This window comes from Ruegeria sp. AL11, assembly GCF_056540865.1.
This window is the reverse complement of record NZ_JBQFXO010000010.1, coordinates 180857-195631: the sequence shown is the minus strand read 5'-3', so window position 1 is coordinate 195631 and position 14775 is coordinate 180857. Positions and strand designations below refer to the sequence as shown.

At 59.4% G+C, this 14775-nt stretch carries 17 protein-coding genes, 1 tRNA gene, 1 pseudogene and 1 riboswitch; of the genes and pseudogenes, 11 read left to right on the top strand and 8 right to left on the bottom strand.

Features of this window, described 5'->3' with window-relative positions; translation table 11 throughout:
* The first annotated feature begins 60 nt into the window (after positions 1-60).
* The 4 genes from ACR0IP_RS17135 (at position 61) to ACR0IP_RS17120 (ending at position 2906) form a co-directional block, all read left to right on the top strand.
* On the top strand, positions 61-927 hold the full coding sequence (locus ACR0IP_RS17135) for a branched-chain amino acid aminotransferase (RefSeq protein ID WP_170379731.1): 867 nt from the start codon (positions 61-63) through the stop codon (positions 925-927).
* A 111-nt stretch (positions 928-1038) separates the two neighbouring features.
* Positions 1039-1989 carry an AraC family transcriptional regulator gene (locus ACR0IP_RS17130; protein ID WP_480526932.1) on the top strand — a complete coding sequence of 317 codons (951 nt, stop codon included), beginning with the start codon at positions 1039-1041 and terminating at the stop codon, positions 1987-1989.
* 111 nt (positions 1990-2100) lie between these two features.
* Positions 2101-2466, top strand: coding sequence for an SPW repeat domain-containing protein (locus tag ACR0IP_RS17125; RefSeq protein WP_170692347.1), 366 nt, complete (start codon positions 2101-2103; stop codon positions 2464-2466).
* Between the two features lie 251 nt (positions 2467-2717).
* Positions 2718-2906 carry a hypothetical protein gene (locus ACR0IP_RS17120; protein ID WP_170692344.1) on the top strand — a complete coding sequence of 63 codons (189 nt, stop codon included), beginning with the start codon at positions 2718-2720 and terminating at the stop codon, positions 2904-2906.
* Here ACR0IP_RS17120 and cobO read toward each other — a convergent pair.
* The 5 genes from cobO to ACR0IP_RS17095 form a co-directional block, all read right to left on the bottom strand.
* Complete coding sequence (gene cobO, locus ACR0IP_RS17115) at positions 2900-3499, bottom strand: cob(I)yrinic acid a,c-diamide adenosyltransferase (RefSeq protein ID WP_170692341.1); 600 nt, start codon at positions 3497-3499, stop codon at positions 2900-2902. The two genes, ACR0IP_RS17120 and cobO, sit on opposite strands and share 7 nt — an antisense overlap.
* Before the next feature lie 56 nt (positions 3500-3555).
* Positions 3556-4491: a DMT family transporter gene (locus tag ACR0IP_RS17110; RefSeq protein ID WP_170555248.1), complete on the bottom strand. Its 936-nt coding sequence runs from the start codon at positions 4489-4491 to the stop codon at positions 3556-3558.
* 54 nt (positions 4492-4545) lie between these two features.
* A complete protein-coding gene (locus ACR0IP_RS17105) occupies positions 4546-5208 on the bottom strand; it encodes an HD domain-containing protein (protein WP_170379718.1) in 663 nt (220 codons plus the stop codon).
* Positions 5192-6292: a chorismate synthase gene (aroC, locus tag ACR0IP_RS17100; protein WP_170379717.1), complete on the bottom strand. Its 1101-nt coding sequence runs from the start codon at positions 6290-6292 to the stop codon at positions 5192-5194. Before aroC ends, ACR0IP_RS17105 begins: the two co-directional genes overlap by 17 nt.
* A gap of 141 nt (positions 6293-6433) precedes the next feature.
* A complete protein-coding gene (locus tag ACR0IP_RS17095) occupies positions 6434-6871 on the bottom strand; it encodes a 6,7-dimethyl-8-ribityllumazine synthase (protein WP_170661772.1) in 438 nt (145 codons plus the stop codon).
* A gap of 75 nt (positions 6872-6946) precedes the next feature.
* A riboswitch (FMN riboswitch) is annotated at positions 6947-7101 on the bottom strand.
* 54 nt (positions 7102-7155) lie between these two features.
* Between ACR0IP_RS17095 and ACR0IP_RS17090 the strand changes: the two genes are divergently transcribed.
* Both ACR0IP_RS17090 and ACR0IP_RS17085 read left to right on the top strand, forming a co-directional pair.
* Positions 7156-7785 (top strand): FMN-binding negative transcriptional regulator, encoded by a 630-nt coding sequence (locus ACR0IP_RS17090; RefSeq protein ID WP_480526877.1) that lies wholly within the window; start codon positions 7156-7158, stop codon positions 7783-7785.
* Positions 7786-7841: 56 nt separating this feature from the next.
* Positions 7842-8450, top strand: coding sequence for a glutathione S-transferase (locus ACR0IP_RS17085; RefSeq protein ID WP_480526875.1), 609 nt, complete (start codon positions 7842-7844; stop codon positions 8448-8450).
* A 3-nt stretch (positions 8451-8453) separates the two neighbouring features.
* Here the strand turns inward: ACR0IP_RS17085 and ACR0IP_RS17080 are convergent, their stop codons facing one another.
* Positions 8454-8897 carry a cytochrome c family protein gene (locus tag ACR0IP_RS17080; protein WP_170679603.1) on the bottom strand — a complete coding sequence of 148 codons (444 nt, stop codon included), beginning with the start codon at positions 8895-8897 and terminating at the stop codon, positions 8454-8456.
* 153 nt (positions 8898-9050) lie between these two features.
* Here ACR0IP_RS17080 and ACR0IP_RS17075 point away from each other — a divergent pair.
* The 4 genes and pseudogenes from ACR0IP_RS17075 to ACR0IP_RS17060 form a co-directional block, all read left to right on the top strand.
* Positions 9051-9149 (top strand): annotated as a pseudogene (locus ACR0IP_RS17075) (hypothetical protein); the annotation flags it as partial.
* Between the two features lie 210 nt (positions 9150-9359).
* Positions 9360-9944 carry a ubiquinol-cytochrome c reductase iron-sulfur subunit gene (gene petA, locus ACR0IP_RS17070; protein WP_170379708.1) on the top strand — a complete coding sequence of 195 codons (585 nt, stop codon included), beginning with the start codon at positions 9360-9362 and terminating at the stop codon, positions 9942-9944.
* 14 nt (positions 9945-9958) lie between these two features.
* Complete coding sequence (gene petB / locus ACR0IP_RS17065) at positions 9959-11290, top strand: cytochrome b (RefSeq protein WP_170379706.1); 1332 nt, start codon at positions 9959-9961, stop codon at positions 11288-11290.
* Between the two features lie 17 nt (positions 11291-11307).
* Positions 11308-12096: a cytochrome c1 gene (locus ACR0IP_RS17060; RefSeq protein WP_170644066.1), complete on the top strand. Its 789-nt coding sequence runs from the start codon at positions 11308-11310 to the stop codon at positions 12094-12096.
* A gap of 198 nt (positions 12097-12294) precedes the next feature.
* Here the strand turns inward: ACR0IP_RS17060 and mtaB are convergent, their stop codons facing one another.
* Together mtaB and dapF are read right to left on the bottom strand one after the other, a co-directional pair.
* Entirely contained in the window at positions 12295-13551 is a 1257-nt protein-coding gene (gene mtaB / locus ACR0IP_RS17055; protein ID WP_480526871.1) for a tRNA (N(6)-L-threonylcarbamoyladenosine(37)-C(2))-methylthiotransferase MtaB, read from the bottom strand.
* Entirely contained in the window at positions 13548-14390 is an 843-nt protein-coding gene (dapF, locus tag ACR0IP_RS17050; protein WP_170379700.1) for a diaminopimelate epimerase, read from the bottom strand. Before dapF ends, mtaB begins: the two co-directional genes overlap by 4 nt.
* Before the next feature lie 212 nt (positions 14391-14602).
* Here dapF and ACR0IP_RS17045 point away from each other — a divergent pair.
* Positions 14603-14678 (top strand) — tRNA-Lys (locus ACR0IP_RS17045).
* Positions 14679-14775: the final 97 nt, after the last annotated feature.

Here is a 14775-nt window from a genome sequence, read left to right as displayed (position 1 = left end):
TCCGCTCCGGACCTAACTAGCGCAACATTCGCAAATTCAACCCGGTTCAGGAGGTTTCGCATGGCGGGGTATGATGATCGTGATGGCACCATCTGGTTGGATGGTAAGCTGGTCCCATGGCGCGAGGCCAATGTCCATATCCTGACACATGCGATGCACTACGCCTCGTCCGTGTTCGAGGGTGAGCGCGCCTATAACGGCAAGATCTTCAAGAGCCGGGAACATTCCGAACGCCTGATCGCCTCGGCCGAGGCTCTGGACATGCCGATGCCTTACGATGTGGATCAGATCGAGGCCGCCAAGGAAGAGGCCCTGAAAGCCAGCGGCCTGCAGGACGCATACGTCCGCGCGCTGGTCTGGCGTGGTTCGGGCGAGGATATGGGCGTGGCCTCGGCCAAGAACCCCGTGCGGATGGCTGTCGCCGTCTGGCCGTGGGGGGCCTACTACGGCGACGCCAAGATGCAGGGCGCCAAGCTGGACATCGCCGAATGGAAACGCCCCAGCCCGGAAACCATCCCCGTGCATGCCAAAGCGGCGGGTCTTTACATGATCTGCACCATCTCCAAGCACAAGGCCGAGGCCAAGGGCTGCTCGGATGCGCTGTTCATGGACTGGCGCGGCTATGTGGCCGAGGCCACCGGTGCAAACGTCTTCTTCGTCAAGGATGGTGAGGTCCACACACCGCTGGCGGATTGCTTCCTGAACGGCATTACACGCCAGACCGTGATCCAGATGCTGAAAGACAAAGGCATCACCGTGCATGAACGCCGTATCAAGCCCGAGGAAATGGCTGATTTCGAACAATGCTGGCTGACCGGAACGGCGGCCGAGGTCACTCCGGTCGGGCAGATTGGCGACTACACCTTTGAAGTGGGCGATCTGACCCGCGAAATTGCGGAAGACTACGAGAAACTCGTCCGCGCCTGATAAGACCTGAAACCCCCGCTTCGGCGGGGGTTTTTGTTGCAGGTCGTGCAGAGTGTTTTGCAGATCGTTCAACAGCATGGACCTTGGCGTGCCGCGCTGTATCTTTGTCCTATGTTGGACCTTCTCAGCGATATCCTCACCCGCCTATCCCTGCGCGGTACGTTCTATTTCCGAACCTCCTTCACCCCGCCTTTCGGGATTCAGGTGCCCGGCTTTGAAAACGTGGCCCGGTTTCATTTCGTCCAACGCGGAGAACTGAAGGTCAACATCCCGGCAACTGGCGAGACTGTGCGTCTGAAACAGGGCGATCTGATCGTGATCCCGCATGGCGCGCAACATGCGCTGCTGTGCAATGAGGTCAGGCCGTTTGACGCTCTGCCATTGGAACAGGTCCTAGATATCGCGGGCTATACCGGTGAAGGCGTTCTGGTCTATGGCGGCGGGGATGAGGAACGCGACACCCAACTGATCTGTGGGCATTTTTCCTTCACGGGACAGGCTGGCCGGAATGGCACCGGTCATATGCTGATCGACCGGCTGCCGCCCTACATCCTGATCCAGAACTACGGACAAGAAGCGGGATCGTGGATCGAGGCCACCCTGCGCATGATCGGCTCAGAAGTGTCCGGCGCGCGGATTGGCGGTGACCTGATTGCTCTGAAACTGTCCGAAGTGCTGTTTGCTCAGGCGATCCGGGCCTATTTGGAGCATCAAAGCCCTGACGATGACGCCTTGGCCGGGTTTGCCGACCCACGAATCTCGCGCGCTTTGACCGCGTTCCACCAAGCCCCCGCGCAGGAATGGAGCGTGGCCAGCCTTGCCAACGAGGCAGCGATGTCGCGCACGGCCTTCGCTCAGCTCTTTGCCGAGAAGATGGGAACCACCCCGATGCAATATCTGACGGACTGGAGGATGCAGATCGCCTGCCACGGTCTGACCGAGGGGCGTTGGAACGTGGCCGACGCCGCAGCCGAGGCCGGATATGCATCTGAGGCGGCGTTTTCGCGGGTGTTCAAGAAGCAGGTCGGAGTATCCCCGGCCGCTTATCGCGAGATGCACTGATCCACCAATACTTCTGAACGATCTGCAATGTTTTGCAAACGATCTGGGCTGCTGCGGTCCCAATGCAGGTCTTATTATTGATCTGTCTCTGATTGAGGAAAGGAAACCCAGATGTCCCTCCGTTTTGTCACACGCAATATTCACGCTTATCTCGACTATCCCGTTGCCATTGCGTTGATGGTGCTGCCCTTTGTTCTGGGGTTGGGCCAATCCAACCCGCTGGCGCTTTGGCTGTCCGTTGTCACTGGCGTTGCCGCTTTCGTCCTGACGGTGTTCACCGACCATCACCTGGGGATTTGGCGGGTGTTGCCTTACAAACTGCACCTCGCGGTGGATCTGGCCGTTGGTGTGACCTTCCTATTGGCCCCCAGCCTGCTTGGCTTTTCGGGAATCGACGCGTTGTTCTACTGGCTGAACGGGGCCGCTGTAGTCGCTGTGATCTCGCTCAGCGCGCCTGAACAGACCGCAGCGGCCTGATTCCAGTCTATCCCTCACTGCTCAAAGCCGCGCCATCTTGCGCGGCTTTTCCCTTTTTTAGGATCTGCTTTTCCGGGCAAAGCAGGCTCGCTATCTTGCCCGGTCGTTTCCCTTGCAAAAACCGACAAAAACAGTCAGAAAAAATCAACGCCAGATGAACCGATCAAGCACATGGTTCCGGGGCGGTCTGTGGGCTCAGCAAGTTCAGTCGTGATGGCCCGCCACCGTTCCGGGAACGACCGAGGGCACCGATGCGTACCAGATTTGAAGAGCTGCTATCCGACCCGTGTTGCGCGTCCTGCGATTGCGACGCACTAGCCTCGGATGTCGCGGCCTATCTGGATCGCAAGACCTGCGACGCAGAAAAATGCCGAGAGCTGAACCAACAGCCCTCGGACGATGTTCTCAGAGAAACACCCAAAAGGGCGCGCGGTCAGTAGTCCACGCCGCGCTGGGCTTTGATTCCGGCCTTGAAAGGGTGCTTTTCTTCGGTCATCTCGGTAACCAGATCGGCATAGTCCCGCAGTTCTTGCGGGGCATCACGTCCCGTCAGGAATACGCTGGTCTTGTCGGAGCGGCCATTCAACCCCTCGATCACACGCTCAACTGACAGGTATTCGTAGCGCAGCGCGATGTTGATCTCATCCAGTACGACCAGATCGTAGTCTCCGCTGGCCATCAGGTCGCAAGCCTTGTCGAACGCGGCTGTGGCGGCCGCGATGTCGCGCTCGCGATCCTGAGTGTCCCAGGTGAAGCCTTCGCCCATCGTGTGCCACGTCACCAGATCGCGTTCTTCGAAAAAACGCCGCTCGCCGGTTTTCCATTTGCCCTTGATGAACTGAACAACGGCCACCTTCTGCCCCCAGCCAAGTGCACGGATCACCACTCCAAAAGCGGCCGAGGATTTGCCCTTGCCCTTGCCGGTATTGATCAGCACCAGGCCACGGTCAGGGTCGACCGCTTCGGACACTTTCTTGCGGTGCTTGGCCTGCACCTCTTGCATCTTTTCCTTGTGGTCTTGTGCGTCACTCATGTGGAGCCCTCATTAATTGTTGCGCTCAAACTAAGCGAAGTTGGCGAAAGGTAAAGTCACGGTTTGTGGTCCGTCAGAGACCGCGCCTTGCCGCGCTCCAACCCCAGCTGATGCTCGCGCCAGACCACGACCACATTGCCTGCAATCACCAGCGCAGCCCCCAGCAAGATCGCCAGCGTTGGCAGCTCATCGAACCAGAAATAGCTGATCGCAATGGCGAATAGCATGGTTGTGTAGTCATACGGCGCTAGCATCGACGCCTGACCAAACCGATAGGACGAGGTCACAAGGATTTGCGCAACCCCACCAATCAGGCCCACAACGACCAACAACAGAGCCTGATCCAGTGTCGGCATGGTCCAACCCCAAAACACGGTCAGTGATGACAGGAGCGTCGCAGTGATCGAGAAATAGAACACGATGGCGGCGGGGTGGTCGACCTTGACCAATTGCCGGATATGGATTTGCACAAAAGCCCGCGCGATGGTTGCAGCCAGAACGCAAAGGGCGCCAATCGTTGCCGCCACCTCCATCTCGGTGCTGCCGAGCCGAGGCCAAAGCATGATCAGAACCCCAACCAGCCCAAGCATCACCGCACCGATGCGGATCATGCGAATGCGCTCACCCAACAGCAGGGCGGCCAGGACGAGGGTAAAAATCGGGGTCGCGTAGCCAATGGCGGTGACCTCGGGCAAAGGCAGCAGGCTGAGGCCGGTAAAGGTCAAGCCCATTGCGCTGGTGCCCAGAACACCGCGCCAGAAATGGCCCATGGGTTTCTTGACGACAAAACCCTGCGACAGCTCCCCGCGCCAGATCAGCCAGGCGATGATGACGGGAATCGCCAGGAGAGACCGGAAAAAGACCAGCTCACCCGGTGGAAAATCTTCGGACAACGCCTTGACCAAGGCCGACATCAAGGTGAACAGCATCAAGGCGGCCAATTTCAGGCCCACAGCAAGAGCCGGGCGGTGCGATGTCAAGGATTGTGCCATTGGCCGGGAACCTGCGCTTTTGGCGCGGAAAGATCAACGACGGGATTGTACCAATCAGGGGGTTTCCCATGGCGCGGGCACGGGGTGGCCGATTTCATCCGCGAAGGCCCTGAGGAATTCTAGCATCTGCGCCCTGCGTTCTTGTGCCAGAGCATGACCCGCCTCGGTCAACATGTCGTCGGGCAGGTTAAGCAGTTTCACTTTCCAATGGTCGATTGAAAATCTCAGGTCGTCCAGATCGCGCGACACGGCAAAGGGATCTTCGGGGTCGTAAAGATCCCGGCCCAATGCACCAGCCACCGCAAAGGTGCGCGCAATACCGATCGCCCCCAGCGCATCGAGCCGGTCCGCATCTCGCAGGATACGAGCCTCGGGCGTGCGAGGCGGGATGTTGGCCGAGAAGCTGTGTGCCTCAATTGCGTGTTGGGTGGCTTGGACCAGCGCGTCAGAAAAGCTCAATTCCCGCAGAATAGGCTCTGATTCCTGCGCGGATTGGCGTGAGGCCAAGTGGCGGTTCGGGTCGTTCTTTGGCAGGTTGATCAGATCATGCAGGTAACTGGCGGCCAGCAGCACGGCCATGTCCGCCTGATCATCCGCAATCGCCTGAGCATTCCGCCAGACGCGGTCCAGATGGGCCAGATCATGAGCCGGATCGGTTTGCATACGCTGCGCGACGATGCCGCGCAGGCGTGTGCGCAGATCAGCCGATATGTCCACGGTTCTCGCCAATCTGGCCACGATGCAGCAGCAGGTGGTCCAGGATCACACAGGCCATCATCGCCTCGCCGACCGGAACCGCGCGGATGCCGACACAGGGGTCGTGGCGGCCTTTGGTGATGATCTCGGTTTCCTCACCCGATTTGGTGATCGTCTTGCGCGTGGTCAGAATTGACGAGGTCGGTTTGACCGCAAAGCGCACCACAATGTCCTGTCCGGTCGAGATGCCACCCAGAATGCCGCCCGCATGGTTCGAGCTGTACTGAGGGCCGTTCTGGCCCATGAAGATCTCATCCGCGTTGGCCTCACCGGTCAGTTCGGCGGCGGCCATGCCTTCGCCGATCTCGACGCCTTTGACGGCGTTGATCGACATCATCGCGGCGGCGAGATCAGTGTCTAACTTGGCGTAAATCGGTGCGCCAAGCCCGGCGGGGACGCCGCGCGCGACGACTTCGACGATCGCGCCGACCGAGTTGCCGGACTTGCGCAGGTCATCCAAATAGGCGGCCCAGTCCTCGGCGGCTTGGGCGTCAGGCGTCCAGAAGGGATTCTGTTCGATCTGCGACCAGTCGAAATTGGCGCGGTCGAATTTGTGCGGGCCGATCTGGGTCATGTAGCCGGTGATCTGCACATTCGGCGCGATCTGTTTGATTGCTTCGCGCGCCAGTCCTCCAGCCGCGACGCGTGACGCGGTTTCACGGGCCGAGCTGCGCCCTCCGCCGCGATAGTCGCGGATGCCGTATTTCTGCCAGTAGGTGATATCGGCATGTCCCGGGCGGAACTTCTCCATGATATCACCGTAGTCTTTCGAGCGCTGGTCGGTGTTCTCGATCATCAGCTGAACGGGCGTGCCGGTGGTTTGGCGTTCGAACACGCCAGAGAGGATTTTGACCTGATCAGGTTCGCGCCGCTGGGTGGTAAACTTGTTTTGCCCCGGTTTGCGCTTGTCCAGCCAGTGCTGGATCATCGCCTCGTCGATCTGCACGCCCGGAGGGCAGCCGTCGACCGTCGCGCCCAAGGCGGGCCCGTGGCTTTCGCCCCAGGTGGTGACGCGGAAGAGGTGTCCAAAGCTGTTCATCGACATGGGGCGGGCTCCTTTGCGGGGTTGTGATTAGCGGGGAGAGCCTTTGGCCTCAAGCGAATTTGCATTTGATATTGGGGGAGGGGGCTCTGCCCCCGTCGCGCAAGCGCGCCTCCCCCGAGGTATTTTCAAACAGAAGAAGGATCAGGTTGCGTTGATCGCTTGACGGGTTTTCGTGATGTTGAGGGCGGCGTTGGCGGCCTCGCGCCCTTTTTGCACGAAGTGGTCGCGGTAGATGGCGTTGTGGTGGCCGGTTTCCTGATATTGATGTGGGGTCAGCGAGACCGACAGGACGGGTACGCCAGTGTCGAGGCTTGCGCGCATCAGGCCGTCAACCACGGCCTGGGCCACGAAATCGTGCCGGTAGATGCCTCCATCAACCACGAAGGCGGCACAGGCGACAGCTGCATATTGGCCGGTTTGGGCCAGATCGCGTGCAATCAGGGGCATTTCAAACGCGCCGGGGACGTCGAACACGTCAACCTGATCGGCGGGGATGAGCTCCAGAAACCCTTCGAGCGCGCGGTCAACGATATCGGAATGCCAGTTGGCTTTGACGAAAGCATAGCGGGTGTGTGTCATCATGATCTCCTTAGCAAAACAGACACTTCACCCAAGGCGATCACGAGCAGACACGCCGTTTCACCGACGCATCTGGCACGTTCTCTTTCATCCGGACTTTAACCGTCGGCTCTGGCCTCTCACCAGATCTGCTGACACCCCTTCGTGAACACGGCGAGGCCGCTCGCGGGCTTACAGGTCATCGCCCGCATACCGCCGGTGGGGAATTTCGCCCCGCCCTGAGAACGAGGCGGACCTTGCATAGATTGGGCCTCCTCTGCAAGAGATTTGGCAGGAGGAGTCTCATGCACCCGAATCCCGCCTTCCGCGCTGAGGAGATCAGCCGACATATCGCCTTTGCCCGTGATCGCGCCTTTGGCGTTTTGGCTGTGTCTACTGAGGCCGCGCCTTTGATCAGCCACGTACCGTTTTTACTGTCTGAGGATGGCTTGGTGGTTGAGTTGCATCTTGTCCGGTCGAATCCGATTGTTCGGCTGCTGAAGGCGCCGCAGGCAGCCCGGATCGCAGTTTCGGGGCCCGATAGCTATGTCTCGCCCGATTGGTATGAGGTGAGCGATCAGGTGCCGACATGGAACTATGTCGCCGTTCACCTAACCGGCGTTCTGGAACTGCGCCCGGCGGAGGAGATGCGGGACCTGCTGGACCGGCAGTCGGCGTTTTTCGAAGACCGGCTACGCCCGAAGCCGCCCTGGCACAGCGGCAAGATGGATGACGACGCGCTGGAGCGGATGACGCGGATGATTCTGCCCTGCCGGATGCGGGTCGAGGATATTCAGGGCACGTGGAAGCTGAACCAGAACAAGCCCGACGACGTTCGTATGAGGGCGGCAGAGCAGGTCGGGAATTTTGGAATCGGCTCGGAAGTGCAGGCCTTGCAGGCGTTGATGCGCGCTGTAGAGCCCTCGGGGAAATGACGGCTTTTGTTTTCTTCAACCTGCTGTAAGGTCAGCCCAAACAAAGGAGTGCGCGCATGAAACTCTATCACAGTCTGACTTCACCCTATGTCCGTAAGGTTATGGTTTTGTTGCATGAAACAGAACAGCTGGAGGATGTTGAGTTGGAAACGGTGGCGGGTACGCCAGTGGCCCCAGCCGCGCCCTTGATCGGCAAGGCCCCTTTGACCAAGGTTCCGGCCCTGGAGCGCCCCGATGGACCGACCCTGTTCGACAGTCGTGTGATCTGCGCCTTTCTGGATGACCGCGCCGGGGGGCGGCTCTACCCTGAAGGTGCGCGGCGCTGGGATGTTCTGACGCTTGAGGCGCTGGCAGATGGCGTACTGGATGCCGCTCTGCTGATGACATATGAAAGCCGGCTGCGTCCCGAAAACAAGCAATGGGATGAATGGGTGGATTCGCAATGGGTCAAGGTCGAACGCGCTTGTGCCGTGTTGAACCAGCGCTGGATGGCGCATCTTTCGGGCCCGCTGGACATGGGGCAGGTGGCCGTGGGCTGTGCGCTGGGCTATCTGGATCTGCGCCATGACGCGCGGGGCTGGCGCAAGGGCAATGATGCCCTCGCAACCTGGTTTGCCGAGTTTGACGCGCGTCCGAGCATGGTCGCCACGCGCCCGGTGACGTAAACCTTACTGGCTGAACGTCGCCAGATAGGCGGCAATGTCGTCCGCACCTTTCTTGAGCTTCACGCTCATATTCGGGCGCGCGGTATCGTCCTGCAGGAACTCTTTGATGAACCCGATCGGGTCCTCGGAGTAAGCGGCGATGTTTTCCTCGGTCCAGACCAGACCTGCGTCGCCGGCGCGGATCATGTCGTCGGTGAACATGCCGATGGGTAGGCGTTCGCTGCCATAGCGATAGTCGTTCTCGGATCCGGCGGTGCGGCCCACAACCCCGTATAGGTTGGGGCCTGTGATGCCGCCTTTGACCAGAACCTCGCCATCCTTGATGATCGCGTGGCATGCCGAGCAGCGGTTGTAGAGTTTTTCGCCTTTGGCGGGGTCTCCGGCCGCGGTGGCTTGGGTCGAAATAGAAATCGTTAACAGAACGGCGGCCAAGTGGGTCTTTGACATGGGGGGTCTCCTGATCGGCGTTCGCGCGAAACCGGGCATCAGGTATTCGCGCAATAAGTGCAACAGGAAACAGGCCCGTTCGCGGTGCTAAAAATCGTCTATTTCAGGCATATGATTTGTTGCTGAACAAACCCGGTTTCGTATGTCGGATTTTTCAGGTTTTCGCACCAATGCGACCCGCTTGTGCTGTCGGCCCAGGTTCGCTGGTCCCGGTCAGATTGGGGTCACAGGGCGCGAATCAAGCGGGGCTGATTCGACGCTTCGTTGAAACATGAGGACGAGAAACATCAAAAAGACTGCCCCGCGCGATGATAAATTACGCAGATGCGGCGTATTGCGCATTCAACACCGCTGGACGAATACTATTCTGCTCGGTAGAGAATTCCGCTAAGACCCGGCATCCGTGCCGGGTTCCAGCTATTGGCCCGTTCGCACGGGCGCTAGACAATCGGAGAAAACCTCGTGTCCCACGTAGAAGACCACGAAGGCACCCGCAGAGATTTCCTGTACTACGTCGCGGGCGGCGCAGGGGTCGTTGCGACCGGTGCTGCGGTATGGCCTATGATCAATCAGATGAACCCGTCGGCGGATGTGCAGGCTCTGTCCTCGATCCGTACGGATGTAAGCGGGGTTGAGCCGGGTACACAGCTGACGGTCAAGTGGCTGGGTAAACCGGTCTTCATCCGTCACCGCACAGGCGCTGAAATCGCCGAAGCGCAGCAGCAGGACGAAGAAGCGGTAGGTAACCTGCCTGACCCGCTGGCCCGGAACTTCAACATCAACGCAGATGCACCCGCGACCGACGCCAACCGCGTCATGCCATCGCCCGAAGGCGAGGCAGAGGGCGCGTGGATCGTTCAGATGGGCGTTTGTACCCACCTGGGCTGCGTGCCTCTGGGTGATGCAGGCGACTTTGGCGGCTGGTTCTGCCCCTGCCACGGCTCGCACTACGATCTGGCAGGCCGGATCCGTAAAGGCCCCGCGCCTGAGAACCTGCCGATCCCACCGGTCGAGTGGGTCGACGCTTCAACCATTAAACTCGGCTAAGGGAGACCCAACTTATGTCCGGCATTCCCCACGATCACTACGAGCCGAAGTCAAACGGCGAAAAGTGGCTGCACAGCCGCCTTCCCATTGTCGGCCTGATGTACGACACCCTGATGATCCCCACGCCCAAGAACCTGAACTGGATGTGGATCTGGGGCATCGTTCTGGCCTTCTGCCTGGTGCTGCAAATCGTCACCGGCATCATGCTGGTTATGCACTACACGCCGCATGTCGATCTGGCCTTTGCCAGCGTCGAACACATCATGCGTAATGTGAATGGCGGTTACTTCATCCGCTACCTGCACATGAACGGCGCATCGCTGTTCTTTGTCGCGGTCTACATTCACATGTTCCGTGGTCTCTACTACGGCTCATACAAAGCCCCGCGTGAGATCACGTGGATCATCGGTATGCTGATCTACCTGATGATGATGGGCACCGCCTTCATGGGCTATGTTCTGCCTTGGGGTCAGATGTCCTTCTGGGGTGCGACCGTGATCACCGGCCTGTTTGGCGCGATCCCGTTTGTGGGTGATGCGCTGCAGACATGGCTGCTGGGCGGACCCGCAGTGGATAACGCCACGCTGAACCGCTTCTTCTCACTGCACTATCTGCTGCCGTTCATCATTGCGGCGCTGGTTATCGTGCATATCTGGGCCTTCCACACCACCGGCAACAACAACCCCACGGGTGTTGAAGTGCGTCGCGGCTCAAAGGCCGAGGCTGAGAAAGACACGCTGCCCTTCTGGCCGTATTTCGTGATCAAGGATCTGTTCGCTCTGGCGGTCATCCTTGTCGTGTTCTGGGCCATCGTGGGCTTCATGCCGAACTATCTGGGCCACCCCGATAACTATATCGAGGCTAACCCGCTTGTGACGCCTGCACATATCGTGCCCGAATGGTACTTCCTGCCGTTCTACGCGATCCTGCGTGCCTTCACCGGTGAGGTCTGGGTTGTTCAGTTCGCCAGCTTCATCACCGGCGGCATCATTGATGCGAAATTCTTCGGTGTTCTGGCGATGTTCGGTGCGATCCTGGCCATGGCTCTGGCGCCCTGGCTGGACACCTCGACTGTGCGTTCAGGTCGGTATCGTCCGATGTTCAAATGGTGGTTCTACCTGCTGATTATCGACTTCTTTGCTCTGATGTGGCTGGGTGCGATGCCCGCGGAAGAACCCTATGCGACCTTCTCGCTGATCGCCTCTGCGTACTGGTTTGCGTATTTCCTCGTAATCCTGCCGCTGCTTGGCGTGATCGAGAAACCTCTGGCCCCGCCTGAGACCATCGAAGAAGACTTCAACGCGCATTATGGCAAGGCTGACGCCGACGCCACGCCGGCCGAGTAAGAAGAGGGACCGGAAACATGTTCAAGAAACTTGCAATCGGCGCTGCGTTTGCCCTGGCCCTTACCCCTGCCGCTTCCTTTGCGGCAGGCGACTACGACACTCATATCGAGGATTTCGACTTCTCGTTTGAGGGTCCGTTTGGAACCTGGGATCAGAACCAGCTGCAACGCGGTCTTCAGGTCTATACCGAAGTCTGCGCGGCCTGCCACGGCCTGCAATACGTTCCTTTGCGCGATCTGGAAGCGCTGGGTTACAGTGAAGAGCAGGTGATCACTTATGCGGCGGACAATTTCGAGGTTTTCGACCCCGAATTGGACGATTTCCGCCCGGCGATCCCGACTGACCACTTCCCGGCGAACAACGGTGTTGGCGCGCCGGACCTGAGCCTGATGGCCAAAGCGCGCGCGGGTTTCCACGGCCCCTACGGTCTTGGCATCAACCAGCTGGTCAAAGGCATGGGCGGCGCGGAATACATCGCCTCTCTGCTGGACGGCTACACTGGTGAAGAGAAGGAAGAAGCTGGCACGATCCTGTACGAAAACAAGGCCTTCCCCGGAGGCTGGATTTCGATGGGCCCACCGCTGTCCGAAGATCAGGTTGAATTCGCCGACGGCCACGCGGCCACCGTCGAAGCGATGTCCGAAGACGTTGCAGCCTTCCTGATGTGGGCCGCTGAGCCCAAGCTGACGGACCGCAAGAACGCTGGTTTTGTCGGCGTGATCTTCCTGACCGTCCTGTCGGTGCTGCTGTATCTGGTGAACAAGCGCCTGTGGGCACCGCATAAGGGCAAGCTGCGCGAGCAGTGAAGCTTTTGAGCTTTTGAAATTGGAGACCCCCGCGCCTTTCAGGTCGCGGGGTTTTTTTTGATGGGGCAAATGGGCCAGCCCCTCTTGGCCTGCGGCCAATTCCGGGGCTCCGCCCGTTCGCGGCTGAAATCGTCCACTGGACGATTTCTTTTACGCCGCTCACCCCAACGGGGTATTTTTAGCCAGATGAAGAGCGGATCAGGCTTGCAGTTGGGTTGTCGTTTGCCCGGTGATTTTGGCGGTGACGATCTGGCCTTCGGGATGGGGGGTGTCGAAACTGACCTCAGTGAATTGTTCGGTGCGGCCCATATGCGGGTTTTCCATCAGGATGTGATGGGTTTGACCGATCTGAGCTGAGAGGTGTTTGGCGACCTGAGCCTCTCCGGCCGTGCGCAGGCGCGCGGCGCGGTCCTTAATGATCTTGCCGTTGACCTGCTGTGGGATTCGCGCCGCTGGCGTGCCTTCGCGTTTGGAGTAGGGGAAGACGTGCAGCCAGGTCAGGTTGCAGTCCGTGACCAGCTTGAGGGAGTTTTCGAAATGCGCTTCGGTTTCCGTAGGGAAGCCAGCGATGATGTCAGCACCAAAGGTCATGCCGGGGCGCAAGCTGAGGGCCTCTTCGGTGAAACGGATCGCGTCATCGCGCAGGTGGCGGCGTTTCATCCGCTTCAGGATCAGGTTGTCGCCATGCTGCAGCGACAGGTGCAGATGCGGCATCAAGCGAGGCTCGGTCGCGATGGCCTGCATCAGGTTTTCGTCCACCTCGATCGAATCGATTGAGCTGATGCGCAGACGCGGCAGATCGGGCACGAGCTTCAGAATGCGCATGACGAGATCGCCCAGTTTGGGCTGAGCGGGCAGATCCGCGCCCCATGAGGTCAGGTCAACACCGGTCAGGACGACCTCGTTATAGCCTTTGTCGACCAGCCGTTTGATCTGATCCACGACCACTCCAGCCGGCACACTGCGAGAGTTCCCGCGGCCATAGGGGATGATGCAGAAGGTACAACGGTGATCACAGCCATTCTGGACCTGCACATAGGCGCGCGAGCGGGTTCCGAACCCGTCAATAAGATGCCCTGCCGTTTCGGTGACCGACATGATGTCATCGACCTGAACGGTTTCGGTCTCGCCGATGAAATCAGCCGCCATGCCTTTCCAAGTGTCAGGCTGCATTTTCTCGGTATTGCCGATCACGGCATCAACCTCGTCCATGGCCGAGAAGGTCTGCGGTTCCGTCTGCGCAGCGCATCCGGTCACGATCAGGCGCGCATTGGGGTTTTCGCGGCGCAGCTTGCGAATCTCTTGCCGCGCCTTGCGAACCGCCTCGGCTGTCACGGCGCAGGTGTTCACGATCACCGCATCTTGCAGACCCGCTTGCTGAGATAGCTCTTTCATCGCCTCAGTCTCATAGGCGTTCAGGCGACAGCCCAGAGTGGTGAATTTCGGGGCGCTCATCCCAGTGACCTCAGAAATTCAGGGGTGAGAGTGCCCGAGAAAACATAGCAGGTCGGCCCGGTCATCCAGACGCCATCATCGCGCCAATCGATCCAGATAGTGCCGCCGTCCAGCTCGATCTGCACCTTGCGTCCCGTCAGACCGCGCCGGGCCGCAGCAACGGCCGTTGCGCAGGACGAAGACCCTGAGGCCAGCGTGATGCCCACGCCACGCTCCCAGACGCGCATACGGATGTGGTCCGGTCCGATCACCTGCGCCACCTGCACATTAGTGCGTTCGGGGTAAAGGGGGTGGTGTTCGTATCGCGCGCCGAACTCGGCCAGGGGAATCGCTTCGGCGTCGTCCACAAAAAACGTGCAATGGGGGTTGCCCATGCCGGTCGCCGAGGGTGTGCCCTCAATCGGGAGTTCCAGCGTTTCCATCTCTTCGCCCAGCGGTATGTCCTGCCAGTCCAGTTGAGGCTGTCCCATATTGACCGAGGTCAGGCCGTTGCCTGCATCCTGCGCGTATAAAGTGCCGCGTTCGGTCGTCAGGGTCAGGTCTGTTTTGCCGCTTTCTTCCATCAGGAAACGGGCGATACAACGCGTTGCGTTCCCGCAAGCGGCTGAGGTCGAACCGTCTGCGTTGTAGAACACGAGATGCGCGTCGGCCGCTCCGTTTTCGATTACGGCCAGTTGGTCGAATCCCACACCAAACTGGCGGTGTCCGATTCCCTTTGCCAACGCAGCGCTGATCGGCGTCGCCTGCGCGCGCGCGTCGACAATAACGAAGTCATTGCCCAGCCCGTGCATCTTCATGAAGGGCAAACCGGTATCGAGTCTCTGTTGCATGGCGGGCATATAACGTTGGTCCTGCGATGAATCCACCCTGTGGCGTCGATTCCTGAAAAAAGGGCTTGACCCCCCTGCACCACCTGCCTAATTAGGCCGCCTATCGGGTCGCCGGAAACACTGATTACTCTGGCGAAACGAGGTGCAAAATAAGGTCTTGAACCCGGTCGGGAAAATGCCTTAAAGAGCGCCACGGATCGTAAAGATCCAGACAAAAGAGTGGGCCGTTAGCTCAGTTGGTAGAGCAACTGACTTTTAATCAGTGGGTCGCAGGTTCGAATCCTGCACGGCTCACCACTTTTTTTCTTTTTAAAACAGTAGGTTCAGACTGGCGTTGTCCAGATGTGTTTGAGCCAATTCGTGCTGCGTTGCCGTGCTAGGGGACATATGGGGG

Bases quoted from the DNA above. Each gene is read 5' to 3' on its own strand.
- ACR0IP_RS17095 (WP_170661772.1), bottom strand. From the start codon at position 6,871: ATGACACACACCCGCTATGCTTTCGTCAAAGCCAACTGGCATTCCGAT.
- dapF (WP_170379700.1), bottom strand. From the start codon at position 14,390: ATGCCCGCCATGCAACAGAGACTCGATACCGGTTTGCCCTTCATGAAG.
- cobO (WP_170692341.1), bottom strand. From the start codon at position 3,499: ATGAGTGACGCACAAGACCACAAGGAAAAGATGCAAGAGGTGCAGGCC.
- petB (WP_170379706.1), top strand. From the start codon at position 9,959: ATGTCCGGCATTCCCCACGATCACTACGAGCCGAAGTCAAACGGCGAA.
- ACR0IP_RS17090 (WP_480526877.1), top strand. From the start codon at position 7,156: ATGCACCCGAATCCCGCCTTCCGCGCTGAGGAGATCAGCCGACATATC.
- ACR0IP_RS17135 (WP_170379731.1), top strand. From the start codon at position 61: ATGGCGGGGTATGATGATCGTGATGGCACCATCTGGTTGGATGGTAAG.
- aroC (WP_170379717.1), bottom strand. From the start codon at position 6,292: ATGTCGATGAACAGCTTTGGACACCTCTTCCGCGTCACCACCTGGGGC.
- ACR0IP_RS17080 (WP_170679603.1), bottom strand. From the start codon at position 8,897: ATGTCAAAGACCCACTTGGCCGCCGTTCTGTTAACGATTTCTATTTCG.
- ACR0IP_RS17120 (WP_170692344.1), top strand. From the start codon at position 2,718: ATGCGTACCAGATTTGAAGAGCTGCTATCCGACCCGTGTTGCGCGTCC.
- ACR0IP_RS17060 (WP_170644066.1), top strand. From the start codon at position 11,308: ATGTTCAAGAAACTTGCAATCGGCGCTGCGTTTGCCCTGGCCCTTACC.
- ACR0IP_RS17130 (WP_480526932.1), top strand. From the start codon at position 1,039: ATGTTGGACCTTCTCAGCGATATCCTCACCCGCCTATCCCTGCGCGGT.
- ACR0IP_RS17125 (WP_170692347.1), top strand. From the start codon at position 2,101: ATGTCCCTCCGTTTTGTCACACGCAATATTCACGCTTATCTCGACTAT.
- mtaB (WP_480526871.1), bottom strand. From the start codon at position 13,551: ATGAGCGCCCCGAAATTCACCACTCTGGGCTGTCGCCTGAACGCCTAT.
- ACR0IP_RS17085 (WP_480526875.1), top strand. From the start codon at position 7,842: ATGAAACTCTATCACAGTCTGACTTCACCCTATGTCCGTAAGGTTATG.
- ACR0IP_RS17110 (WP_170555248.1), bottom strand. From the start codon at position 4,491: ATGGCACAATCCTTGACATCGCACCGCCCGGCTCTTGCTGTGGGCCTG.